Origin of the sequence: Salinibaculum sp. SYNS191 (assembly GCF_037338445.1) — an archaeon.
GTDB classification, from domain to species: Archaea; Halobacteriota; Halobacteria; order Halobacteriales; family Haloarculaceae; genus Salinibaculum; species Salinibaculum marinum.
In genome coordinates this window covers 3,528,974-3,551,028 of record NZ_CP147838.1, presented here as the reverse complement: position 1 = coordinate 3,551,028, position 22,055 = coordinate 3,528,974, and the positions used below count along the sequence as shown (strand labels likewise).

The 22,055-nt window shown below is 64.8% G+C and carries 23 protein-coding genes, 1 tRNA gene and 1 pseudogene; 11 read left to right on the top strand and 14 right to left on the bottom strand.

Going from position 1 to position 22,055, the window contains the following annotated elements; all coding sequences use genetic code 11:
* Window positions 1-6 precede the first annotated feature (6 nt).
* A complete protein-coding gene (locus WDJ57_RS18410; RefSeq protein WP_338902414.1) occupies window positions 7-258 on the bottom strand; it encodes a hypothetical protein in 252 nt (83 codons plus the stop codon).
* Window positions 259-535: 277 nt separating this feature from the next.
* On the opposite strand from WDJ57_RS18410, the gene WDJ57_RS18405 reads away from it, so the two are divergent.
* On the top strand, window positions 536-1,120 hold the full coding sequence (locus tag WDJ57_RS18405) for a DUF2150 family protein (RefSeq protein ID WP_338902413.1): 585 nt from the start codon (window positions 536-538) through the stop codon (window positions 1,118-1,120).
* A 9-nt stretch (window positions 1,121-1,129) separates the two neighbouring features.
* Here the strand turns inward: WDJ57_RS18405 and WDJ57_RS18400 are convergent, their stop codons facing one another.
* Entirely contained in the window at window positions 1,130-2,356 is a 1,227-nt protein-coding gene (locus WDJ57_RS18400) for a hypothetical protein (RefSeq protein ID WP_338902412.1), read from the bottom strand.
* A 195-nt stretch (window positions 2,357-2,551) separates the two neighbouring features.
* Here WDJ57_RS18400 and WDJ57_RS21685 point away from each other — a divergent pair.
* From WDJ57_RS21685 to hmgB, 3 genes and pseudogenes are all read left to right on the top strand, one after another.
* Window positions 2,552-2,608: pseudogene (locus tag WDJ57_RS21685) on the top strand (hypothetical protein); the annotation flags it as partial.
* A gap of 6 nt (window positions 2,609-2,614) precedes the next feature.
* Window positions 2,615-4,363 carry a PKD domain-containing protein gene (locus WDJ57_RS18395; RefSeq protein ID WP_338902411.1) on the top strand — a complete coding sequence of 583 codons (1,749 nt, stop codon included), beginning with the start codon at window positions 2,615-2,617 and terminating at the stop codon, window positions 4,361-4,363.
* 127 nt (window positions 4,364-4,490) lie between these two features.
* Window positions 4,491-5,828, top strand: coding sequence for a hydroxymethylglutaryl-CoA synthase (gene hmgB, locus WDJ57_RS18390; protein WP_338902410.1), 1,338 nt, complete (start codon window positions 4,491-4,493; stop codon window positions 5,826-5,828).
* 187 nt (window positions 5,829-6,015) lie between these two features.
* Here the strand turns inward: hmgB and WDJ57_RS18385 are convergent, their stop codons facing one another.
* A complete protein-coding gene (locus WDJ57_RS18385; protein WP_338902409.1) occupies window positions 6,016-6,723 on the bottom strand; it encodes a helix-turn-helix domain-containing protein in 708 nt (235 codons plus the stop codon).
* A 140-nt stretch (window positions 6,724-6,863) separates the two neighbouring features.
* Between WDJ57_RS18385 and WDJ57_RS18380 the strand changes: the two genes are divergently transcribed.
* Window positions 6,864-7,457 (top strand): poly-gamma-glutamate hydrolase family protein, encoded by a 594-nt coding sequence (locus tag WDJ57_RS18380; RefSeq protein ID WP_338902408.1) that lies wholly within the window; start codon window positions 6,864-6,866, stop codon window positions 7,455-7,457.
* 23 nt (window positions 7,458-7,480) lie between these two features.
* Here WDJ57_RS18380 and WDJ57_RS18375 read toward each other — a convergent pair whose 3' ends face one another.
* From WDJ57_RS18375 to WDJ57_RS18365, 3 genes are all read right to left on the bottom strand, one after another.
* Window positions 7,481-9,046 (bottom strand): multicopper oxidase family protein, encoded by a 1,566-nt coding sequence (locus tag WDJ57_RS18375; protein WP_338902407.1) that lies wholly within the window; start codon window positions 9,044-9,046, stop codon window positions 7,481-7,483.
* Entirely contained in the window at window positions 9,043-9,429 is a 387-nt protein-coding gene (locus WDJ57_RS18370) for a DUF302 domain-containing protein (protein WP_338902406.1), read from the bottom strand. Before WDJ57_RS18370 ends, WDJ57_RS18375 begins: the two co-directional genes overlap by 4 nt.
* Before the next feature lie 150 nt (window positions 9,430-9,579).
* Window positions 9,580-10,023: a CAP domain-containing protein gene (locus WDJ57_RS18365; RefSeq protein WP_338902405.1), complete on the bottom strand. Its 444-nt coding sequence runs from the start codon at window positions 10,021-10,023 to the stop codon at window positions 9,580-9,582.
* On the opposite strand from WDJ57_RS18365, the gene WDJ57_RS18360 reads away from it, so the two are divergent.
* Both WDJ57_RS18360 and WDJ57_RS18355 read left to right on the top strand, forming a co-directional pair.
* A complete protein-coding gene (locus WDJ57_RS18360; RefSeq protein WP_338902403.1) occupies window positions 10,022-11,152 on the top strand; it encodes a hypothetical protein in 1,131 nt (376 codons plus the stop codon). The genes WDJ57_RS18365 and WDJ57_RS18360 overlap by 2 nt on opposite strands.
* A 480-nt stretch (window positions 11,153-11,632) precedes the next feature.
* Window positions 11,633-13,126: a replication factor C large subunit gene (locus WDJ57_RS18355; RefSeq protein ID WP_338902402.1), complete on the top strand. Its 1,494-nt coding sequence runs from the start codon at window positions 11,633-11,635 to the stop codon at window positions 13,124-13,126.
* A 157-nt stretch (window positions 13,127-13,283) separates the two neighbouring features.
* On the opposite strand, the gene WDJ57_RS18350 is transcribed toward WDJ57_RS18355, so the two are convergent.
* Window positions 13,284-13,781 carry a cytochrome AA3 biosynthesis protein gene (locus WDJ57_RS18350; RefSeq protein WP_338902401.1) on the bottom strand — a complete coding sequence of 166 codons (498 nt, stop codon included), beginning with the start codon at window positions 13,779-13,781 and terminating at the stop codon, window positions 13,284-13,286.
* Window positions 13,782-13,910: 129 nt separating this feature from the next.
* Here WDJ57_RS18350 and WDJ57_RS18345 point away from each other — a divergent pair, with 129 nt between their 5' ends.
* Window positions 13,911-16,166 carry an NADP-dependent malic enzyme gene (locus WDJ57_RS18345; protein WP_338902400.1) on the top strand — a complete coding sequence of 752 codons (2,256 nt, stop codon included), beginning with the start codon at window positions 13,911-13,913 and terminating at the stop codon, window positions 16,164-16,166.
* A 95-nt stretch (window positions 16,167-16,261) separates the two neighbouring features.
* On the opposite strand, the gene WDJ57_RS18340 is transcribed toward WDJ57_RS18345, so the two are convergent.
* The 4 genes from WDJ57_RS18340 to WDJ57_RS18325 all read right to left on the bottom strand — a co-directional run bounded on the left by WDJ57_RS18340 (window position 16,262) and on the right by WDJ57_RS18325 (window position 18,255).
* Window positions 16,262-16,513 carry a hypothetical protein gene (locus tag WDJ57_RS18340; RefSeq protein WP_338902398.1) on the bottom strand — a complete coding sequence of 84 codons (252 nt, stop codon included), beginning with the start codon at window positions 16,511-16,513 and terminating at the stop codon, window positions 16,262-16,264.
* A gap of 230 nt (window positions 16,514-16,743) precedes the next feature.
* Window positions 16,744-17,367, bottom strand: a complete 624-nt coding sequence (locus WDJ57_RS18335) for a ribonuclease H (protein WP_338902397.1) — start codon at window positions 17,365-17,367, stop codon at window positions 16,744-16,746.
* 49 nt (window positions 17,368-17,416) lie between these two features.
* The gene (locus tag WDJ57_RS18330; protein ID WP_338902396.1) at window positions 17,417-17,659 is read right to left on the bottom strand and encodes a hypothetical protein; all 243 of its coding nucleotides are present in this window, start codon (window positions 17,657-17,659) and stop codon (window positions 17,417-17,419) included.
* Between the two features lie 164 nt (window positions 17,660-17,823).
* Window positions 17,824-18,255, bottom strand: a complete 432-nt coding sequence (locus WDJ57_RS18325) for a hypothetical protein (RefSeq protein ID WP_338902395.1) — start codon at window positions 18,253-18,255, stop codon at window positions 17,824-17,826.
* Window positions 18,256-18,538: 283 nt separating this feature from the next.
* Here WDJ57_RS18325 and WDJ57_RS18320 point away from each other — a divergent pair, with 283 nt between their 5' ends.
* Window positions 18,539-19,108, top strand: a complete 570-nt coding sequence (locus tag WDJ57_RS18320) for a HalX domain-containing protein (protein WP_338902394.1) — start codon at window positions 18,539-18,541, stop codon at window positions 19,106-19,108.
* Window positions 19,109-19,570: 462 nt separating this feature from the next.
* On the opposite strand, the gene WDJ57_RS18315 is transcribed toward WDJ57_RS18320, so the two are convergent.
* The 3 genes from WDJ57_RS18315 to WDJ57_RS18305 all read right to left on the bottom strand — a co-directional run bounded on the left by WDJ57_RS18315 (window position 19,571) and on the right by WDJ57_RS18305 (window position 20,526).
* Window positions 19,571-19,704, bottom strand: a tRNA-Met gene (locus WDJ57_RS18315).
* 78 nt (window positions 19,705-19,782) lie between these two features.
* Window positions 19,783-19,974: a DUF7550 family protein gene (locus WDJ57_RS18310; RefSeq protein WP_338902392.1), complete on the bottom strand. Its 192-nt coding sequence runs from the start codon at window positions 19,972-19,974 to the stop codon at window positions 19,783-19,785.
* A gap of 48 nt (window positions 19,975-20,022) precedes the next feature.
* Complete coding sequence (locus WDJ57_RS18305; protein WP_380630066.1) at window positions 20,023-20,526, bottom strand: diadenylate cyclase; 504 nt, start codon at window positions 20,524-20,526, stop codon at window positions 20,023-20,025.
* Between the two features lie 211 nt (window positions 20,527-20,737).
* Here WDJ57_RS18305 and hisF point away from each other — a divergent pair, with 211 nt between their 5' ends.
* Together hisF and WDJ57_RS18295 are read left to right on the top strand one after the other, a co-directional pair.
* Window positions 20,738-21,550, top strand: a complete 813-nt coding sequence (hisF, locus tag WDJ57_RS18300; RefSeq protein WP_338902390.1) for an imidazole glycerol phosphate synthase subunit HisF — start codon at window positions 20,738-20,740, stop codon at window positions 21,548-21,550.
* Between the two features lie 215 nt (window positions 21,551-21,765).
* On the top strand, window positions 21,766-22,053 hold the full coding sequence (locus WDJ57_RS18295) for a hypothetical protein (RefSeq protein WP_338902388.1): 288 nt from the start codon (window positions 21,766-21,768) through the stop codon (window positions 22,051-22,053).
* Window positions 22,054-22,055 lie beyond the last annotated feature (2 nt).

The following is a 22,055-nucleotide window of genomic DNA, read 5'->3' as shown; positions in this document are numbered from 1 at the left end:
GCGGCGCTAGGACCCGTCGTCGGGTTCCTCGGTGGCGTAGCCGTGGCCCACGAGGACCGCGACGACGTTTATCGCCACGAGTTTGCCGACGATCGACAGGCTGGCGAGTCGCGAGGAGCCCACGAAAAGCAGCGGGACGTAGCCGAGCGGGAGCAGGGCCGCGGTCCAGAAGGCACACCCCTGGACGGTCCGTTTACTGGTGCGGCCAGCGGCGGACAGGAGGCGGGACCCGACGGCGGCGAAGCGGTCACGGAGCATGTGTCTCGGCTTACTCGAAGTAAGGCGCACTTACGGGATTAACCGTTATTGCAGAATGACGCCGACTGGCAGCCAGGTTCGTACCAGCAGAGTCACTTGCCACCCAGGTTGTTGCGAGTCGCATTCGTCCGCGCCAGGGCGACGGGAAGCCACGCTCAGCGGCGGACGCCCGGTGGTTCGACAGCGACTCGCGTGCGCGGGACCCGATGTAAGCCAGGCCGACCGGGAGAAAAGGCGGGTGCGAAAGTCATAACCCCCGAGGCGCATACGGAGGAATATGAGCAACCCGCCGGGGGAATACTACACAGAGGAACGCTGGCAGAACTGGCTGGACAGGATTCGCGAGGAGGAAGTCGACCCCGAGGACGAGGATTCCGCCCGCCTGCTGTTGAATCTGCAGGACGACACGGCCATCGCAGTGGCGAAGATACTCACCGACCACGACGACGACGACCTGGACGAGGAGACCGCGCTCTCCGAACTGGGCGACATCGAGGAAGTCGTCCTCGACGAGGTGACCTTCGACGACGAGGAGAAGGCGATGCTCGTCGACGGCGTCCAGACGTCGCTGATGTGCGTCTTCTACGCGGCCGAGGAGTACCTCGCCAGCGGGCCCGCCGACGAGGGCACCATCGAGGAGTACGTCCAGGCCGCCGGCGACGCCGAGGCCGAAGACGACCTCGACGCCGCGCTGGGATACTGCGTCCAGGCCGGCACCCTCATCATCGACGGCAAGGAGATGGACATCGGCATGGCCGAGGAACTCGACTTCGGCTTCGTCGCCGAGTGGGTCAACGGACTCGACAGCCTCCAGACGGCCATGAGCGACCCCGAAGTCGTCGAGGAAGAAGACGAGGCGTAGAGCGACAGATCAGTCGGGGATTTCGAGGAAGTACGTTCCCGTCGCACCGTTCGTAAACTCGACAGTGACGACGAAGAAGCCGCCCTGATTGAAGTCGCTCTGGCCGCCGTTGTCGAACGCAAAGGTCACGTCCGTTCTCGTCCTGTTGCCCGCCAGTTCGATGTCGGTATCCAGTGGCGTCAGGGGTCCCGTAATCTCCAGATTGTTCTTGACCGTCTGTGAGGTGTTCCCATTGATGACGTCGTAGGGGTCGACATCGGCGGCGTCGACGTTAGATTTGGCGACGAACGCGAACGGCATCCGGACTGCAGTGAAGTTCGTATTCCGGTCTGCGGTGTTGTTGAACTGTGCAGTGATTTCGTTACCGGACCGGGAGACGTCGCGGAGTTCCACGTCGTTCGGACCCGCTGGATTGATATCGAGCGTGGAGTCCGAGCGCTCTCCACCTGCCGGAGCCTCGTTGAGACCGAGCGGCGAACAGGCGACGCTTATTTCGCCGCCCGTTTGTAGCGTCAGGTTCCCGTCCGAGACGGTCACGTTCGACGCCGGCAAGTCCTCTGCGAGCAGGTCTCGCCACGTGCTCTGGCTGAGGTTCGTCGGGAGCGTGACGGTCGCGTCGGTGAGTTCCCGCTCCCGAACCGCACCGGGAACGGGTTCGACGCTCACCGTGTCCAGCCCTTCCAAATCGAGGCTCGTGTTGAGCGGTGTGATGTCGACGGCGTTCCCGTCGTTCGTGACGAGTTGCTCGTCAGTCAACGGAATCTGTCGGTCACCGAAATCGAGGTACAGAACGGTATTCTCGTAGACGACGTCGGGTGCATTCTGGTAGACGTTGTACCCTGGCTTGAACCTGAGCGTTCGCGTCTGAATCGTCCCCCCACTCGGACAGATATTCGGCGTGGAGCCTCCGGCAGAGACCGCTATCGGACGCGGGTCTGATGTCTCAAGTCTTCCGCTGGCTGGTGGCGGATTGACCGCGAGTATGCGGGTCTGGTACCTGGTCCCGAGGTCGACCTCGGCGAAGGTCGTCCGACCGGCGGTCTTTGCGGTGAGGAGGGCGTTCCTGAGTTCGACCATGTCGTCCTGCACGCCGTTGCTGTGTTCGAACTCAGCGGCCCGGTTCTGAGCGGGGACCACCTGAGACTGATAAATCGAGAGTAAAACGATGAGGGTCGCGAAAATCAGGACCGCGCCGATGACGTTCGAGACGGCACGGTCGTCGCCGCGAAATCCCATATCCGAATCAGGACAGAGGGGAGTATATAAATGTCGGTACCCGCTGTGAGTGACGACGACACATCGAAGGCCAGGTCTCCCGAAACCGACACGCGACGTCGGGCACGGTATCTACACCCGGCTTCAAAACCGTGGTTTTCCGCAGTGGCGGAACGTATTTGAATCCCCTCCACCGACATACGGCCATATTCAGCGATGGACAGAGGTGTTCGTGGGCAATCAGAGCTAATCGGCGTCATTCTGCTCACCGGAATTATCGTGATACTGTCCGTCGCAGTCGGGACCGTCTCCGTCTCGAATCTCAGTTCGCAAGCAGCAGCGGACCCGCTCGTGGACATCGGCGCAAACGCGACGACACAGCAGGTCACCGTCCAGCACATGGGCGGTGAGAAACTCGCCGTCTCTGACGTGACGGTCATCCTCCGTGGCACGAACAGCGAGCGGTATCCGCTCGAGACGTTCACTCAGCGGAGCGGGGACGACGCGACGCGATTCGAACCGGGAGACGAGTGGCAGCGAACACACGGCATCACCGGCGACCGGATGACCGTCCTCCTCGTCGACGAGAAGGCAAACGCCATCGTCGACACGACGACCGTTCCCATTACGGTCACCATCGCCGCTCGCTTCAGTACCTCTCCCAGATATCCGAAAGAAGACGAGACCGTCACGTTCGACGCCAGCGAGAGCACAGTCGCAGGGAGTACCATCACGAGTTACGCCTGGGAGTTCGGCGACGGGACGACCGCATCCGGCGAGACGGCGACCCACAGCTACACCCAAAACGGGTCGTACGCGGTGAACCTGACCGTCACGGCCGCGGACGGCCGCGTGGCGAACCTGACGAAGACGGTCCGTATCTACAACGAAGCCCCGAACGCCAGTTTCACCTACACCCCGGTGAACCCCAATCCGGGTGATCAGGTGGATTTCGACGCAACTGGATCCTCTGACCCCGACGGAACCATCGACAGTTACGACTGGGACTTCGGCGATGGGACGACCGGCTCCGGCGAGGCGCCGACGCACAGTTACGACTCCGAGGGGGACTATACAGTTCATCTGGACGTGACCGACAACGACGGAGCGACGCGACGGACGAGCCAAGTGGTTTCATTCGGTGGGACACCAGGGTTCGGTGATATCTCCGTCACTTCCATCCTTCCGTACGCGAACGCACAGTACCAGACGGTGATGTTTGCGCCGGAGGGGACCCTTCCTGCAGGGGAAACTGTCACAATCGATCTCCAAGTGGACGGGACGCAAGTTAGCTACGGGTCGGCAAGTCAGGAAGTCATCGAGGGAAGCGGACAAATCGACAACGTCGAAAATAACGGGAAGACGATAACGTATCTCGCAGAGGGAGACGGTGATAGTGACCCCGTTCGAATCAGACTGAAGTCTGTGACTGCCGAAGAACCAGCCAAGCAGAGCAACCCCTATACGGTCAACTTCACGAGAAGTGATGGTAGTTCGAAAAACACCGATTTCAAGGTGGCATTCGACAACGGAGAGTCCGGGTTTGTGAGTGTCTCAGCTTCGAACTTCACTGACAGTGACAGTAAGCAGACGCTGACGTTCACGCTCGACTCTGACATCGAACAAGGCGAGCGTGTAACGATAGATCTGAGTGATGCACAGAAATCGAGCGGCTCACCACCGAAGGTGAAATACGGGAGCAGCAGCGCGAATGCAGTCACTGGTAGCGGGAGTGCTCAGTTCGTGGAACAGGGCGGAGAAGAAGCAAACATCTACTATACTGCCGGTCCCAACGACGTGAGCGGCGACACGATCGAAATCGAAGTGACGGGAGTGAGCGCAGACATGGGACCGGACTCGATAGCGACCTACACGGCCGGCTTCAGCCGCGGGGACGCCGACACGCAATCCAATAAGTTCACTGTGACGAAGTCAGGGGTTCCCCCCGGAGATGGTGGTGGTGGCGGAAGTGGCGGCGAAAGCCCGGCGTGCAGCAATCCCAATCCGCCGGGTTGGTGTAGTAATTGAGGTGAAAACCCGAATCTAACTCTCTCTGGATTTGATTTAAAACCGCATGAGTATTTTTCGAGTGTTTCGACAACCGTCGATGTTTTAGTCGACAGGCACTTATACGTGCTACCGGACACTCTCAGATATGACAGATGTAGGTATTGACGGCATCGAAGTACGGACCGGCAAACTGAAACTCGACCTCGCGGAGACGTTCGCCCCGGAGAAGGGCGAAGAACCTGGCAAGTACACGAAGGGGCTGGGACTGTTCGCGTCCTCGCTCCCGGACGTCTACGAGGACATCGTGACGATGGCGGCCAACGCCTCCCACCGGCTGATGGAGCGCAAGGGCCTGGAACCGGAGGACATCGGCCGCATCGACGTGGCGACGGAAAGCGCGTTCGACAACTCCAAGCCGGTCTCGACGTACGTCGCGGGCTGTCTGGAGCAAGTCTACGACGGCGACTTCCACCACGCCAACAAGGGCGAGCGCAAGTTCGCCTGTATCTCCGGGACGCAGGCGCTGGACGACGCCTACAACTGGATTCGCGCGGGGCGCAATCGCGGCCGGAAGGCGCTGGTCATCGCGACGGACACGGCGCTGTACGCTCGGGACGACCCCGGCGAGGCGACGCAGGGGGCCGGTGCCGTGGCGATGCTCATCGACGAGGACCCAGACGTGGTCGCCTTCAGTACCGAGCAGGGGTACGGCAGCGCCGACGAGACGGACTTCCTCAAGCCGAACCAGCAGTTCCCGAGCGTCGACGGCAAGCGCTCGGTGCAGGTCTACCTCGCACGCATGCGCGAGGCGCTGGAGGACTTCGAGGCCGCCGGCGGCGACACGCACCCGGACAACTTCGCCTTCATCCCGTTCCACACGCCGTTCCCGGGGATGGTCCGGAAGGCCGCCGGACTGGGCTATCGACACTGCATCCGCGGCACCGACGTCGAGGAGGAACTGGCCGGGGAAATCGGCCGCCAGCCCCGCCGGGAGGCCTTCGACAGCGAGGAGGAGTACTTCGAGGCCGTCAAGGAGTACACCGATGCGCTGACCGAGACGGACACCTACACGGAGTGGTACGAGCAGACCATCGACCCGACGCTCGACATCTCCCGGGAGGTCGGCAACTGGTACACCGGGTCCGTCCACATCGCCCGCGCGTCCGGACTCAAGCGCGCCCTGGAAGAGGGTCGTGCAGTCACCGGGAAGAAACTGCTCGTCGGGTCCTACGGCAGCGGCGCGCAGGCGGAGATCCACGCCGAGACCATCGTCGAGGGCTGGGAGAGCGAAATCGAGGCGCTGAACATCGACGAGCAGATAGAAGCGCGCTACGACCTGAGCTTCGAGGAGTACGAGGAGATTCACGACGTCCACAACCACGAGGCGGAGACCGACATCGAACCGCGGACGACGCCGGAGGGCGAGTTCGCCTTCGACGGCTGGGGCCGGATGGGCGAGCGCAAGTACACCTACGTCGAGTGAGGCGACGCCGGGTCCCACACGGTCCGGACCCGCGTCCCGTTTCGTGTGACTGACCGGGGCTTGTTTTGTCACGTCGCCGTTCCGGAATCTTACCAGCGAAAGATTGCCAGCGACGCACGTCTGAAAATATCCAGGGAGTCGCCGGTGTCGCCGTCGGCATCGGTCGACAGAGGCCACCGCGCCTGGTTCAGGGAAGCTGTCGCAGCCCGTCCAGCATCGCGTCCAGGTCGGTGTCCGTCACCGCCAGCGAGAAGCCGTCGATGCGGGCCAGGTCCGTCGCGTGCTCCCAGACGTCCTCTGGCGAGAGTCCGTGCAGGACGACCGCGTTTGGGGTGGGGTTGACGACCCGGAGGGCGACGAGCGGGGACTCGCCCCGGGTGACGTTCGTGAACACGAGCGCGCGGTTGGTGCTCTGTCCGTAGAGGCTGTAGAACTCGTCGGCGGAGAGGCGCTGGATGGCCCTGATGGAGTCGATGACGGTGTGGCCGGCGACGGTGTCGCGGTCGCCGCGGGCCAGTTCGGTGGCGTCGACCGCCTCGTAGTACCGCTCCAGGGGGATGTTGGCCGGGTACTCGCGGAGGTCGTGGACGACCTCGCTGTCGAATCCCGCCGAGAGCACGCGGGCGTGCTGTCGGATGTGCGTGCCGCCGCGGCGCTCGTCGATGTCAAGCAGCGCGTCGACGACCCGGCGGATAACGCCGATGCCGGGATTCTCGCGGCGACCGCTCTCGTAGTCGGAGACGACCGACGGCGAGACTGTCAGTTCCTCGGCCAGGTCGGTCTGGGCGATTTCGAAGTCCGTCCGCCACTTCCGCAGCGTCGCGCCCGGGTCGTCGCTCAGTGTCACCTCACCCGCTATCTTTTCGGCGAGTTCGTCGCGTGGCCCCCGCGTCATGGCCCATCGGACGCCCGACTGTCCCAAAAGAATACCGAAGTCGTAGACCCATTCGACAGTCGACGTAGGGCCGACCCGGGAACGGGCGACGTACGAATCTCCGGGAAAGGGGTTTGTCGCAGTCGGCCCAACTAGCGAGCGTGCCGCGGCCGATACTGCAAACGAATCCAGTCGAAGTGACCGAGACGGGCCACCTCACAGAAGTGCTGTACGACGACGGTGTCACCGACGACATGGCGGTGTGTGCGGCCCACGGCGGGGCCGTCGAACCGGGGACCGGCGAGCAGGCGCTGGAACTGGCGACACGGACCGGGGCCACCTGCTGGGGTTGCTTCGGCTACGACGGCGACGTCGGTGCCTTCGACGCCTTCCACCCGGCCTCCTCGGACATCGACCCCGCGACGTACGACCTGCTCGGGAGGATTGCCGACCGTGGCTTCGAGACGGTCATCAGCCTCCACGGCCTGGCCGAGGACCGTGTGCTCGTCGGCGGCGGCGTCGACGGAGATGTCAAGCGCCGCGTCCGGGAGCGCCTCGCCGACGCGCTCTCGACCCCGGTCGCAGTCGCCGCCCCCGACGGGCAGTACGCCGGGACCGACGACGCGAACTTCGTGAACTGGCTCGCCGCTGACGGAGGTGGCCTCCAGCTCGAACAGGGGCAAACCGCCCGCGCCGACGAGTCCGAGGCCGTGCTCGACGTGCTCGACGATCTCCTGGCCGACGACGTGCTGTAGGTAGCGCGCGGAGGTGGCCGTCGCTACCGGTACCGAATCACCCGGGCCATCCCCGATTCGAGGTGGTAGAGGTTGTGGCAGTGGAACAGCCAGTCCCCTGGATTGTCCGCCAGGAAGTCGATAGTGACCCGGCCCATGTGAGCGGGCACGATGACGGTGTCCTTGACCGCGTCGCCGACCCGGAAGAAGTGGCCGTGGAGGTGCATCGGGTGCAACACGGGACTCAGATTCACCATCCGGATGCGGACGTGTTCGCCCTGCTGGACGGTCAGCGGGTCCGCGTCGGGGTAGGACTGGCCGTCTATCAGCCACTGCGTACCGCCCCGCGCCGCTGAGAGCGTCAGGTCGAATGTCCGATCCGGCGGCCCGTCGAGGCCCTCCAGCGGGGAGACGGCCCGGAGCGCGCCGTAGGACAGCACCTGCCCGCCAGCGGACGGCGAGGCGGGCGAGGCCGGCGTATCGACGCCCCCGTAGGCCAGGATTGCACGCGCTGGCCGTTCGCTCCCGTCGACTGCGGTGGCCCGTATCTCCCAGGTACCGGAATTGTTGGCCTCGACGATGGCGTCGTAGCGTTCGCCAGATCCGAAGACGACGGAGTCGACCGTGACCGGTTCGACCGGGCGGCCGTCCGCGTGCGTGACGGTCAACGGGTGGCCGGCCGCGCCGACCCGGAACGCCGTCGCGCTGCTGGCGTTGACAAACCGGAAGCGGACGCGCTCGCCCTCGCTGACCGTGAACGTCCGCGGATTGTCGGGCAACTGACCGTTCACGAGCAGTCCGGCGTACGGCGGTCGCCGGCCGAAGAACAGCCCGCCCGGGCCACCGCCTTGTCCTGGACCGCCACCGGGACCCGTCCCCGGGCCAGGACCGGTGGGACCCCCGGGACCGCCGCCCGGACCGCGCCGGCCTCCGCCGGGACCACCACCCGCGCCGGGGCCGCCACCCTGACCGCCGGGACCGATTGGTGTGCCAGCTGTGCCGCCCTGGGCAAGTTCAGACAGTGGCTGTGGCTCGCCTTCGAGGTAGTCGTCGACGACGACGGTGACCTCCCGGTCGTAGTCGACGTGGGGGTCGTCCTCCTCGATGATCAGCGGCGCAAGGAGCCCCCGGTCGAGTTGCAGGCCGACGTGGCTGTGAAAGAAGTACGTACCCGGCGGCTCGGCGCGGTACTTGTACGTGAACGAACCGCCGGGAGCGACCGGCTCCTGGGTGACGTTCGGGACGCCGTCCATCCCGTTCGGCACGGGGACACCGTGCCAGTGAATCGTCGTCCCGGCCGGGAGGTCGTTGGTCAGTTCCGCCTCGAACACCTCGCCCTCCTCCAGTCGGAGTTCGGGACCGGGGAACTGGCCGTTGTAGAGCCAGTTTTCGGCGGATGCGTTCGCACTCGGCTGGACCGTCCCCGGGGCTGCCGTCAGGCTGGTCGTCGTGTCCGCCGGGTCCGGCGGCGGTTGTCGCGCCGTCCCTGCTGAAGGGTTCCCGTCCAGGTCCGGGAGGCTGTCCGTCGAACAGCCCGCGAGCGACCCGACGCTGGCCCCGCTCAGCAACTGCAACACGCGACGCCGGGAGACCCGTGGCAGGTCGGTCACAGCGACTCCAGCACCCGCTCGAATCGCTCTGCTGCGTCGGTGGCCATCGAGTCGAGGCCCGGGTTGCCCGCCACGCCCATGAGTTGCTCGGGGTCGACTGTACTCACGACGACGCCTCCGTCGTCCGTCTCGTAGACGACGACGTTACACGGCAGAAGCGTCCCCAGTTCGATGTCCACGTCGAGTCCATCGAAGGCAAGCTGGGGGTTGCACGCACCGAGGATGCGGTACTGGCGGAACTCCTGGTCGAGTTTCTCCGCGAACGTTGCCTGTACGTCGATATCACAGAGGATACCGAAGCCCTCCTCCGAGAGCGCCCCGGTCGTCCGCTCGACCACCTCGTCGAACTCACCGTCGACCTGTTTTGCGGTGGTATAGTCCATGCTCCACAATGACGCTCCTGTCACTGATGACTCTTCTTCGAGGATGAATCCCAGATAGTTGCGACCGACGGGTGGCGGCGCGAAACGAGAGAGCGAAACGGAGAGCGCATCAGCGAGACCCGAGAGGGTTCGGAAGAGAGCAGGGAGCCTTCAGCAGAAGTTCTGCGTGGCGTAGACCCGGTTCTCGTCGGTGACGTAGATGCCGATGCCCTCGTTTTGCCAGTAGTCGGCAAGCATGTTCTCGCGGTGGCCCGTGGAGTTCATCCACTGGTTGACGATGCCCCGCGCGAGTTCGCTCTCGGTGTCGTAGTAGACAGTGTCCCCGCTGCCGGTCCTGACGTTCGTCTCGTAGTACGTGTAGGCGATGTTCTCACCGCCGGTGTAGTACATGCCGTCGTCAGTCGGCACGCGGCAGGTGTAGTCGAACTCCTCGTACCGGTCCGAGAAGTCGTCGCCCTCGGGGTCGGTGTGCGAGAAGTAGCCGCGCTCGGCCATGTCCTGACTGTGCGAGCGCGCGATGTCCCGCAGGTCCTCGTCGAAGTCGAGCGCGCTCAGTCCGCGCTCGGTGCGCTCTTCGTTCACGTAGTCGTGCATGAGGTTCTCGACTTTCGTCTCGTCGATATCCGGGGTCCGGTCGCTCGTCGTGTCTTCAGTCGGCGTAGCCGTGGCCGTCGGTGTTGGTGTCGGCGTTGGCGTCGGTGTTGGTGTCGGCGTTGGCGTCGGTGTTGGTGTCGGCGTCGGCGTAGCTGTGGCCGTCGGTGTTGGTGTCGGCGTTGGCGTAGCTGTGGCCGTCGGTGTTGGTGTCGGCGTTGGCGTAGCTGTGGCCGTCGGTGTTGGTGTCGGCGTTGGCGTAGCTGTGGCCGTCGGTGTTGGTGTCGGCGTCGGCGTAGCTGTGGCCGTTGGTGTTGGTGTCGGCGTTGGTGTCGGCGTCGGCGTCGCTGTGGCCGTTGGTGTTGCAGTCGGCGTCGGTGTTGGCGTCGGCGTAGCTGTGGCCGTTGGTGTTGGTGTCGCCGTTGCAGTCGGCGTTGGTGTTGCAGTCGGCGTCGCCGTGGGGGTCGCAGTCGGCGTCGCTGTGGGCGTCGTAGTTGCCGTTGCAGTCGGCGTCGCCGTGGGGGTCGCAGTCGGCGTCGCTGTGGGCGTCGTAGTTGCCGTTGCAGTCGGCGTCGCCGTGGGGGTCGTCGTTGGCGTTGGCGTCGATGTCTGCGTCGGTGTTACTGTTGCCGTCAGCGTCGGGACTGGAGTCGCAGTTGCAGTCGGAGTGGGTGTCGGGGTCGGCGCTGCGGTTGGGGTTTGTGTCGCCGTCAACCTCGGCGTCGACGACGCTGTCGGAGTTTGTGTCGCCGTTGCCGTCGGCGTCGCTGTCGGCGCTGCCGTCGACTCCTCGGTCTGGTCCTCGCCAGGGGCCTCGTGGCTCGGGAAGTCACCGACGTTCCAAGGGAACATCCCTTCGTCCTCGAACAGCGACCCCGACCGGAGAGCGTCGAACAGCGTAGAGAGAGAGTCCCTGAGTTCGTCGAGACCGTCAGATTCCCGTCCGTCTGTCTCAGTCTGGTTGTCCTCGGTCTCCTCGTCCGAGAAGGGGAAGAAGACGTCGAACGGCGAGGCGTCACCGTCACTCGGAGCAGATGGCGCGGCACCGACCGCCCCCGCTCCGACAGTACTCACCAGAAGTAGCGTCGCGAGTGCCATCGCGACGGCCGACTTCGTGTTCCGTTCCATGTAGTTCACTTGTCCGATACCCAACTTATAATAGTTTCTCAGATTGTCTGTCACTAGACGCACTCTACCAACCGAATTTGCCAAATCTGACGATTTCTACGGTCTCGATAAGCCCACAATAGTTAGATATCGTACTATAGTAAAGTTAGAGATTTAATGTTTACTTGCTAGTTACTTGTAGAGTAATTTTATCTTACTAGCAGTGCCACCGCTGGGAGCGAACCGACCGCTGCGCCGTCGGGTCGCATCGGGGACTCCGGGGGTGGCAGGCAAGCGACAACCTCACCGTTAATACCGTCGCCCGACGAGTCCCCGGTAGTGATGTCGTCTTCGACGGCCGTCCAGCGGAGGTCGGACGCGGCGGCTTCGGCTCCGGATTCGAGGGGCCGCTGCCCGGACCCAGGTCCAGTCTGGACGCGGGGGCCGATGCTGGACAGCAATACGATCAAGGGACTGCGGCGAGAACCTGGGGGCGAGCACACCGATGAGTGACTGGACCGAAACGTATCGCCCCTCGTCGCTGTCGGAACTCCGGGGCAACGACAAGGCCCGCGACGCCCTGCGCGAGTGGGCCCGGACGTGGGACGACCACCGGAAGGCGGTCATCCTCCACGGGTCGCCCGGCATCGGCAAGACCTCCGCCGCGCACGCGCTGGCGAACGATATGGGGTGGCCGACGATAGAGTTCAACGCGAGCGACACCCGCACGAAGGACGTCATCGAGCGTGTCGCCGGCGAAGCGGCGAAATCGGGGACGCTCACCGCCGGCGGCAGCGGGCGGCGGGTGGTCATCATGGACGAGGCGGACAACATCCACGGCAACGCCGACCGCGGGGGGTCTCGCGCCGTGACCAGCCTCGTCAAGGAGGCCAGCCAGCCGATGATTCTCATCGCCAACGAGTACTACGACATGTCCAACGGCCTCCGCAACGCCTGCGAGGACATCGAGTTCCGGAACGTCTCGAAGCGTTCTATCGTCCCCGTCCTCCGTGACATCTGTCGGAAGGAGGGCATCGAGTTCGAGGACGACGCGCTGGAGTCTATCGCGGAGATGAACAGCGGCGACCTCCGGGGCGCGGTCAAGGACCTCCAGGCCCAGGCCGAGGGGAAAGAGCGGCTGACGACCGACGACGTGGTCAGCGGCGAGCGCGACCGGACGGAGGGCGTCTTCGACTACCTCGATACGGTCATCAAGAAAGCCGGCGCGCAGGAGGCCCTGGAGGCGTCCTACGACGTCGACGAGACGCCGGACGACCTCATCAACTGGATAGAGGACAACATGCCAAAAGACTACCACGGCCGGGAACTCGCGGTGGCCTACGACTTCCTGGGCAACGCCGACCGCTGGCTCGGCCGCGTGCGTGCGACGCAGAACTACACCTTCTGGCGGTACGCGTCGGACAACATGACCGCCGGCGTCGCCGCCGCCCGGAGCGAACCCAAGGGCGGGTGGACCCGCTACGGCCCGCCGAGTTACTGGTCGAAGCTCGGACGAACTCGGGGAACCCGCGACAAGCGCGACTACATCGCCCGTCAGATAGCGGAGGCCAACGGCGTCTCCACCAGCACCGCGCGCCGCGAAATCATGCCCCACCTGTCGGTGATGACCCACCACTGCAAGAACCGCGAACTGACCGTCGCGATGGCCGCGCGCTACGAACTGGACCCCGAACACGTCGCCTTCGTCACCGGCAGCGGCAAGGACACCAACAAGGTCCAGTCCATCGTCGAGGACGCCGAAGCACTCCGCGAGGAACAGGCCGCCGAACACACCGAAGGTGCCTTCGAAGGTAACGCTGACCCGGTGGAGACTCCGGAGGCCACCGACGACGCCGGAACCGACGAGGAAGACGAGAGCGCTGGACAGGCCACCCTCACCAGGACGGACGAGGCGGAAGCGGATACCGACGACGAGCCGAGCAAGGAGGAGAAAGCCGACTCCGACGACTCGCAGGCTGGCCTCTCCGATTTCATGTAGGTGTCGTGAGTTCGGAGCCGTCGCTCAGTTCGGGTCGAAACCACTGGAATGCGAATCGACGTTTCCCGACACACCAGACAGGAAACCGTCCATCGAGACGACCGAGGGCGACGGAGAGCGACCGACTCGCCGTCCGTTCAGCTGCTGCCGGGCCGATTCAGTCGTCTGCCTGGGAGATGCTGCCGGTCTCGGCGTCGACTTCGGCCTCGGTCGCGCTGGGGCTGTCCGCACGGAGGAAGGCAGCGGTCGTGACGACGGCGAGCGAGCCGAAGATGATCTGTGCGGCGGTGTGGTGGAGGACCTGCGCGGTCGCGCCGTAGTTGAAGATGGTGTTCGCGCCGAGCAACACCTGAATCGGGAGCGCGAGGACGGCGAGCGTGGCGCCGTAGCGGATGAGCCGGTCCTTGCCGGAGCGCCAGGCGGCGACGGCGGTGCCGATGATGAAGAAGCCGGTTATCATCGCGACCAGACGGTGGAACCACTCGACGAAGCTGGGCCAGTTCGCGGGGAACAGCCCGAGCCAGCCGTCACAGAACGGCCACGCCGCGCCACAGGCCAGCCCCGCACCGATAGCACCGGTGTACACGCCTAGCAGGATGAGGCCGAAGGCCAGCCCGGTCGTCGTCGCCGCGAGGTGGCGAAACGAGAGCTTCATACTCGGTGGTCGGCACTCGACGCATATCAACCCCGCTATTCCCTCGTGAGAAAAAATCGCCCGACTGCGGCGATTGACAGCAAACTGACCTTCGATGGGCTTTTTGTGGGTGCCGGGAACAGACTCACTATGGGACTCGACGAGGACGCACTCGAATACCACCGGGAGGAACCGCCCGGGAAAATAGAAATCTCGACGACAAAACCGACAAACACACAACGCGACCTGAGCCTGGCGTACTCGCCCGGCGTCGCGGCCCCGTGTCGCGAAATCAGGGACGACCCGGCCGAGGCCTACAGCTACACCACGAAGGGAAACATGGTGGGCGTCGTCTCTGACGGGTCGGCCGTGCTCGGCCTGGGCGACATCGGGCCGGAGGCGTCGAAGCCGGTCATGGAGGGGAAAGGCGTTCTGTTCAAGCGCTTCGCCGACATCGACGTCTTCGACATCGAACTCGACCACGACAGCGCCGAGGAGATGGTCCACACCATCTCGGCGATGGAGCCGACCTTCGGCGGCATCAACCTCGAAGACATCAAAGCCCCGGAGTGTTTCGAGGTGGAGGAACGGCTGCGCGAGGAGATGGACATCCCCGTCTTCCACGACGACCAGCACGGTACCGCGATCATCTCCGGTGCGGCCCTGCTGAACGCAGTCGACATCAGCGAGAAGGACATCGCCGACCTCGACATCGTCTTCTCCGGCGCCGGCGCGAGCGCGCTCGCGACAGCCCGGTTCTACGTCTCGCTGGGCGCTACCCGCGAGAACATCACGATGTGTGACTCCGGTGGCATCATCACCGAGGAGCGCGCCGAGCGCGGCGACGTCAACGAGTTCAAACGGGAGTTCGCACGCGACGTCCCCGAGGGGGACCTGCGGGACGCGATGGACGGCGCGGACGTGTTCGTCGGCCTCTCCATCGGCGGCCTGGTCGACGAGGACATGGTCCGGTCGATGGCCGACAACCCCATCATCTTCGCGATGGCCAATCCCGACCCGGAGATCGACTACGAGGACGCCAAGCAGGCCCGCGACGACACTGTCATCGTCGCCACCGGTCGCTCGGACTACCCCAACCAGGTCAACAACGTGCTCGGATTCCCCTTCATCTTCCGTGGCGCGCTGGACGCGCGCGCGACCGAAATCAACGAGGAGATGAAGGTCGCCGCCGCGGAGGCGCTGGCGACGCTGGCCCGCGAGGACGTCCCCGACGCCGTCGTCAAGGCCTACGGCGACCAGCCGCTGCAGTTCGGCTCGGAGTACATCATCCCGAAGCCGCTGGACCCGCGCGTGCTGTTCGAGGTGGCACCCGCCGTCGCGAAGGCCGCGATAGACAGCGGCGCGGCCCGGCGTGAACTCGACCTCGAGGAGTACACGGAGCAACTGGAGGCCCGCCTCGGGAAGTCCCGCGAGATGATGCGGGTCGTCCTGAACAAGGCGAAAAGCGACCCCAAGCGGCTGGTGCTCGCCGAGGGCGACGACGAGAAGATGATTCGGGCGGCCTACCAGCTGGTCGACCAGGGCATCGCCCATCCCATCCTCATCGGCGACCGCGAGGTGATATGGGCAGAGATGGAACGGCTGGGGCTGAGCTTCGAACCGGAAATCGTCGACCCCGACGAGGCGAGCCTGGACCCCTACGCCGACCGGCTGTACGAACTCCGCCAGCGGAAGGGGCTGACCCGCCGCGAGGCCGACGACCTCATCCGCGACGGCAACTACCTCGGCAGCGTGATGGTCGAGATGGGCGACGCCGACGCGATGCTAACCGGCCTGATGCACCACTACCCCTCCGCGCTGCGCCCACCGCTGCAGGTCGTCGGGACTGCGGAGGACGCCGACTACGCCGCCGGCGTCTACATGCTGACCTTCAAGAACCGGGTCATCTTCTGCGTCGACGCGACGGTCAACCAGGACCCCGACGAGGACGTACTGGCGGAGATAACGAAACACACCGCCGAACTCGCCCGGGAGTTCAACGTCGAACCGCGTGCGGCACTGCTGTCGTACTCCGACTTCGGCAGCGTCGACAACGTGGGGACCCGAAAGGTCCGGAAGGCCGCGGAGCGGCTGCGGTCGGACCCGCGCGCGGACTTCCCCGTCGACGGCGAGATGCAGGCCGACACCGCCGTCGTCGAGGAGATAATGAACGACACCTACAGCTTCTCGGAACTCGACGCGCCGGCGAACGTGCTCGTCTTCCCGAACCTCGAAGCCGGCAACATCGGCTACAAGCTCCTCCAGCGCCTGGGCGGTGCGGAGGCCATCGGGCCGATGCTGGTCGGCATGGACAAGCCGGTCCACGTCCTCCAGCGCGGCGACGAGGTCAAGGACATCGTGAACCTCGCCGGCGTCGCCGTCGTGGACGCGCAGGACGAGTCCTGAGACAGGCGGCCGACACTCTCCTCTCCTCTCTTCTCCTCTGCTCTCTGTCTCCCATCACTCGCGACCGCCATAGCCCACCTCGGACGAGAGCCCCGTCAGCGTCGACCCTCGACCGGCGGGTGCAGGAACAGGGCGTCGGCGAGACTGAACGAGCCCAGCACTGCCACGACGACGGCGGCCTGGTGGAGCGCGACGTCGAGGACGAGGTACGCCGCGACCGACAGGACGAAACCCAGCGCGATGAGTACCAGCAAGACATCGTACCGGGACAGTGTGGGCAACCCATCGAGCGGTGCAGTGAACGAGGTACCACCGTTGCTGTGCCCGGAGTTGCGACTCGTGGACATGGGTTCCGTCACCTTCCACTAGAATATATGACGATTATCTCACTAAAAAGTTACTCCTGTGACGTAGAGGGAACGTTCTTCAACTCCCCACAGGCATTTCCTGGGCTATCGCTATAACTTATGCAGTGAATTTGCTTCGATAACCGCACCAGAACGAGGGTGGAGGTCAAAGCGACTTGGAAGACTAACTGACGGAGAACGGGCGAGAAAGCTAGATTCGGGTCGGGCAGTCAGTCGCTGGCGCCGCCGCGGTCAGAGCGGGAGGGCGGCGGGATGCGCTCCGCGGAGACGGGAGCCTCCGGCAGGACACAGCGGTCGGGTTCGTCGTTGACGTGGGCGTACTGGTCGGGGGCGTTGGCGAGGGGATGAGCGGGGTTGCGGTCACCGGAGATGCGGGCGGCCCGCACGTCGTCGAAGCCCCGGAGTCGGGCGCGGATGCCGCGCCAGTGCAGCCCCGTCGACGCGGGGACTGTCACCTGGTGGGGCGAGTCCAGGTGGGGTCCCTCTGCCGCCAGAATGGTCGCGTTGACGTTGGCGGCGAGGTCGTCGTGGTCGAGCAGGATGCCGACGCGGGCCTCCGCCGGGGTCCGGGCCGCGAGCACGTCGAGCCCGAGGTGCAGCGCCCGGTACTCCGCGACGTTGTTGTCCGGCACCGAGTTCGGGACGGACAGGCGTGCGACAGTTTCGCCGTCCCGTGTCTCGATGACCGCGCCGAGTCCGCCACCGGTCTCTCTGAAGGAGCCATCTGTGGCGAGATAGAAGTCCCGGTGGTGGGTGGAGGGCGGGTGAGCAATGTGTGGCGTCGGCGACTCGTCGAACAGGTCTCGTAGTGACGGCCGGCCATATGCGGCCATACACGCCTTTGGATAGCGTGAGTGTTAAAGTTACTGTCGCCTACGGTGCTCAGTCGTCGAAATAGTAGCCGACGGCGAGGGCGGTGACGTTGAGTGCGAGCAGCGTCACGAACGCGACAGTGGCGTCCTGGGACTGCAACCCGGAGGCGAGCAACGGGACGTGGAGGAAGGGGAGGACGATAGCCGCCCAGAACGCGACGCGTTTCAGCGGCCTCGTGACAAGGGCGGACAGCGAGCGGTCGCTCAACTCCGCGGGAACCTCGAGTGGGTCGGTGATGGAGGGACTGGACATCGGTGAAACTCCTCTGTCTATACAACTATCAGACAGGGGTAAATAACCGAGACAGCCTTCGGTTTGTTTCACCACGTTTCACGAGTCATGGACCCCGTACTGACGTTTCACAACGCGCGCTCGACGCCGAAGAAGTTTTATCGAGGCCTGTCAGGCCGTCGTACCTATCCGAGGACGTAGACGTCGACTGCGTGGGGACCGCCAGCTGTCGGGAGTGTCACCCGGTCCCGGATGGACTCGGGCAGCGCCGCTCGCCAGTCCGCGACGGCCGCCTCGTGACGGGTCCGGTGGCGCTCGACGGTGTAGGCCGCGTCGGGGTCGCGCCGCAGCGCGTCCTCGGTCTCGGCCGGGCGGGGGTAGTCCGGTGCGTCGTCGGTCAGGAGGCGGTCGGGGTCGATGGTGACGGCCTCGTCGGCCGACGGGTCCTCGTGGAGCTTCAGGTGTAGTCTGGCCCGCATCCGACCGCTGAACGGCGGCGTGACCCGCAGCAGTGCTTCCCGGTCGCTCGTGCGGTTGGTTTCGACCGCAGCGACGACGTCCTCGACGCTGACCGCGATAGAGCGGATGGCCGTCGGGTCCGAACCGGCCGGTGACATGGCCGGCCATAGGGTGGCGCCGCTCAAGACCGTTCGGGTCACGACAGCACCGGTATCGCCCACAGAGGGCACAGAAGCGGTCGGGGCGGTCGGCTTCCAGCACCGAACCGAGGTCGGAGAAACGGTCCGTGGCTGGCGGAGAGGGCTCTATGACCGCGAATGAGGGGGGCCGAGAATCAGCTCTGATAATACGTGGGATGGGTTTAACTAGTAGTTCGACGGACTGTTCAGATGGTGGTTCGCCGTGGGGGAGACCAATGCGACGAACACAACCGGAATACCCATGACGGACGAACAGAACACCATCCTGGTCGTCGACGACGAGCGCGACATCGCGGACCTCTACTCGACGTGGCTGGAGGCGGACAGCGAGGTTCGAACAGCGTACGGTGGCGAGGAAGCACTCCGGAAAGTCGACGGCGACGTCGACATCGTCTTCCTCGACCGTCAGATGCCTGATTACTCGGGTGACGAGGTACTCGACCGGATACGCGACCGCGACCTCGCCTGTCGCGTCGTCATGGTGACCGCGGTCGACCCCGACTTCGACATCGTCTCGATGGAGTTCGACGACTACCTGACCAAGCCGGTGATGCGCGAGGACCTCGCCGACGCAGTGGAGGCGATGAACGAGCGCGACGAGTACGACGACACGCTCCAGGAGTACTTCGCGCTGACCTCGAAGAAGGCAACGCTCGAAGCCGAGAAGACTCCCTCGGAGCTCCAGACCAACGAACGGTACCAGGAGATGGTCCAGCGCGTCGAAGACCTAGAAGAAGAAGCCGACACGGTCGTGACTGGATTCGAGAACGACTTCGACACGCTCTTCCAGGAATTCCCCGGCGGGGACTAGCGGGAGAACCGCCCGCGGGTCTCCATGCGCTGCTGTATCTCGGTCCAGACCTCGCGACACTCCGAACAGAGATAGCCACTGTAGTCGTCGACCGTGTGCCGCGTGACACGGGCATCAGTAGAACATCTTTGACACTTCATAGAGTCCTGGCCCTACCCTGGCCTCCCGACCCCTGAACGATGTTTGTTTTTGCGGGGAGACTTCGAGAAGGTGCGACTCGCTCGTCTGTTGAGTTCAGAGGGATACGAGTAGTAGCTGAGTACTAGCTCGATACCCACATCGTCGGCCCTATTTGCATGAGAGTCGCTCCGGCTTGGCACAGTTTGGTTATCGATGACACAGCAGCTTGATAGTCGTGGTCAGACAGTGTCTGCGACTTCGTAACCCGGAGGACAGCGGCACCGCTGGACGTGGCCTGACGCGGTGACGCGACACCAGCGGGTCGGTGTCGTGTGGAAGTAGTGCCCGGGGAGGGCTCCGAACCCTCGATCTCCGCATATCCCAGGTCCGAGGCGGATGCCTCGTGGGAATGCCGGTGTGCCGCGTGTGTGAGAACCCTATGAGTGCGGCGCTATGTCCAGCTAAGCCACCCGGGCGCACTCGGTCATAGCAGAGTGGGTTTCTTTAACCTTCCCATCTCGCTCGACGCACGAGGGCGCCGGGGTCGGAACCTGTCAGGCGAGTGCCAGCGGGAGGCCGAAGGTGACGACGAGTCCGACGAGCATGATGACGAATCCGACGGCGACCTGGCCCATCGTGTACTCGCTCTGGGGGGCGGTGCTTCGCAGCGGCGGTTCCCTGTCCGGGGGCGTCGGCGACGTGGGGTCGTACGCCGGACGCTCCTCTTCGTGGTGGTCGTCGGCCATGTCCGCGGGTTCGTCGCCATCCCACTTCGGTGTATCGGAGTCGGACGGTCAGTCGGGCCGCCAGCGGCCGCCGAGTTCCTCACGCTCGTAGTCGTCGTAGGACCCGTCCTGGAAGATGGTGACGCGGCCGTCCTCCTCGCTGACGGTGACGGCCGCGAGGACCTCCTTCCGGGTCGAGGCCTCGACGGCGCTGAGATGTTTCGTCCCCATCCAGTCGGCGGCGGTGATGGCGTCGCGCCCGCGGACCTCGGCGGTGCTCGGACTCCGCACGCGGACCATCTGGTCCTGGATGGTCCCGTCCGCGGTGATGACGACCGCGCCGTCGCGGGTGAACGCCACGTCCCGCGCGGCCTCGATGAACGCTTCCGGCGAGTCGGTGACGACCTGGCAGCGGTCGACCGGCCACGAGTTCGCTCCGAGCGGGTCGGCGTAGTCGCCGAAGTCGACGTCGGCGACGACCAGAAAGTAGAGACTCGGGCCGCTGACGTACTGTTCACCCCACCGGTCGAACTCGATGCTCAGGCTCTCTGCGGCGTACTTGAGCAGGTCCATGAGTTTCGAGCTGGTCGCGTACTCCGCGTGGAGTGAGTCGTCCTCGGTCACAGGTAGAGAGTGACGCCAGAGCGACTTAACTATGAATCGATTACAGGACGGCGGGGCGGTCCGGACCCGTCACGGGACGGCGGCGGGGTCGACGACGCGCCACCGCAGTTTCTGTGTGGACCCGAAACGGTCAAACGCGCGTCGCTCGAAGGGGTTTCACGTGCTAACGAAGCGAATCATCCCCTGTATCGACGTGGACGTCGACGAGGACGGCGAGGCGGCCGTCTACACGGGGACGAACTTCGAGGACCTGAAATACACCGGAGACCCGGTGGAGATGGCCAAACGCTACAACGAGGCCGGGGCCGACGAGTTCGTCTTCCTGGATATCACGGCAAGCGCCGAGGGACGGGAGACGATGCTCGACACCGTCTCCGCCGTCGCCGACGAGGTGTTCATCCCGCTGACCGTCGGCGGTGGCATCCGCACGCGCGAGGACATCAAGGAGACACTGCGCGCGGGCGCGGACAAGGTCTCGATCAACACGGGCGCGCTGGAGAACCCCGCCCTCATCGAGGAGGGCGCACGCGCCTTCGGCAACCAGTGCATCGTCATCTCGGTCGACGCCCGCCGGCGCTACGACGACGAGGGCGAGTACTACGCGGAGGTCGACGGCGAGTCCTGCTGGTTCGAGTGTACCGTCAAGGGCGGCCGCGAGGGCACCGGGACCGACGTCGTCGCGTGGGCGAAGGAAGCCGAGGACCGCGGCGCGGGCGAACTGTTCGTCAACTCCATCGACGCCGACGGGACCAAGGAGGGCTACGACATCCCGCTGATGACGGCCGTCTGCGACGCCGTCTCGACGCCGGTCATCGCGTCCTCCGGCTGTGGCAGCCCCGAACACGCCTACGAGGTGTTCACGGAGGCAAACGCCGACGCCGCTCTCGCCGCTTCTATCTTCCACTTCGGCGAGTACACGATACAGGAGACCAAGGAGTATCTGGCCGAGCGCGGGATTCCAGTTCGACTCTGAGCCGGCCCGCGCGAACGGAGTGAGCGCGCCTTTTTCGCCCACGTTTTTGCCGTGAGTGGTGCGCTTGCGCACCCGAACGGGAAAAAGGTGGTAACGGAGTATCCGGCCGAGCGCGGCATTCCGGTCCGCCTGTAGACGACGGTTCGACGGCTGGACGACAACGGCTTTTCGGGACGGGAACGTAGGTCTGGCCGAATGAGCGAGGGGTGTCCAACGTGGTGACGCTGGCCCAGCAACTCGAACAGCTCGTCAGTCTCGGCATCTTGGTGGTGGGTGTCGCGCTGGCGACGTTGAGCGCGATGGCGTACCGGCGGGAGCGCGACCGGCGGATGCTGCTGGTCAGTGGGGCCTACGGGCTGTTCGCAGTCTACGGGCTGGTCGTCTTCCTGGAGTACTTCGTCGTGGCGTATCTCGGCTACCAGACCGTCGAGTTGCTGGAACACGGGTCGGCGGTACTGATACTGGTCGGCCTGCTGGCCTTCTTCGTCGCACTCCGGAAGTGACG

What these genes read in the sequence shown, in the direction of transcription:
- WDJ57_RS18410 (WP_338902414.1), bottom strand. Translation starts at nt 258, where the DNA reads ATGCTCCGTGACCGCTTCGCCGCCGTCGGGTCCCGCCTCCTGTCCGCC.
- WDJ57_RS18405 (WP_338902413.1), top strand. Translation starts at nt 536, where the DNA reads ATGAGCAACCCGCCGGGGGAATACTACACAGAGGAACGCTGGCAGAAC.
- WDJ57_RS18400 (WP_338902412.1), bottom strand. Translation starts at nt 2,356, where the DNA reads ATGGGATTTCGCGGCGACGACCGTGCCGTCTCGAACGTCATCGGCGCG.
- hmgB (WP_338902410.1), top strand. Translation starts at nt 4,491, where the DNA reads ATGACAGATGTAGGTATTGACGGCATCGAAGTACGGACCGGCAAACTG.
- WDJ57_RS18385 (WP_338902409.1), bottom strand. Translation starts at nt 6,723, where the DNA reads ATGACGCGGGGGCCACGCGACGAACTCGCCGAAAAGATAGCGGGTGAG.
- WDJ57_RS18370 (WP_338902406.1), bottom strand. Translation starts at nt 9,429, where the DNA reads ATGGACTATACCACCGCAAAACAGGTCGACGGTGAGTTCGACGAGGTG.
- WDJ57_RS18360 (WP_338902403.1), top strand. Translation starts at nt 10,022, where the DNA reads ATGAGGTTCTCGACTTTCGTCTCGTCGATATCCGGGGTCCGGTCGCTC.
- WDJ57_RS18365 (WP_338902405.1), bottom strand. Translation starts at nt 10,023, where the DNA reads ATGCACGACTACGTGAACGAAGAGCGCACCGAGCGCGGACTGAGCGCG.
- WDJ57_RS18355 (WP_338902402.1), top strand. Translation starts at nt 11,633, where the DNA reads ATGAGTGACTGGACCGAAACGTATCGCCCCTCGTCGCTGTCGGAACTC.
- WDJ57_RS18350 (WP_338902401.1), bottom strand. Translation starts at nt 13,781, where the DNA reads ATGAAGCTCTCGTTTCGCCACCTCGCGGCGACGACGACCGGGCTGGCC.
- WDJ57_RS18345 (WP_338902400.1), top strand. Translation starts at nt 13,911, where the DNA reads ATGGGACTCGACGAGGACGCACTCGAATACCACCGGGAGGAACCGCCC.
- WDJ57_RS18340 (WP_338902398.1), bottom strand. Translation starts at nt 16,513, where the DNA reads ATGTCCACGAGTCGCAACTCCGGGCACAGCAACGGTGGTACCTCGTTC.
- WDJ57_RS18335 (WP_338902397.1), bottom strand. Translation starts at nt 17,367, where the DNA reads ATGGCCGCATATGGCCGGCCGTCACTACGAGACCTGTTCGACGAGTCG.
- WDJ57_RS18330 (WP_338902396.1), bottom strand. Translation starts at nt 17,659, where the DNA reads ATGTCCAGTCCCTCCATCACCGACCCACTCGAGGTTCCCGCGGAGTTG.
- WDJ57_RS18325 (WP_338902395.1), bottom strand. Translation starts at nt 18,255, where the DNA reads ATGTCACCGGCCGGTTCGGACCCGACGGCCATCCGCTCTATCGCGGTC.
- WDJ57_RS18320 (WP_338902394.1), top strand. Translation starts at nt 18,539, where the DNA reads ATGACGGACGAACAGAACACCATCCTGGTCGTCGACGACGAGCGCGAC.
- WDJ57_RS18310 (WP_338902392.1), bottom strand. Translation starts at nt 19,974, where the DNA reads ATGGCCGACGACCACCACGAAGAGGAGCGTCCGGCGTACGACCCCACG.
- WDJ57_RS18305 (WP_380630066.1), bottom strand. Translation starts at nt 20,526, where the DNA reads ATGGACCTGCTCAAGTACGCCGCAGAGAGCCTGAGCATCGAGTTCGAC.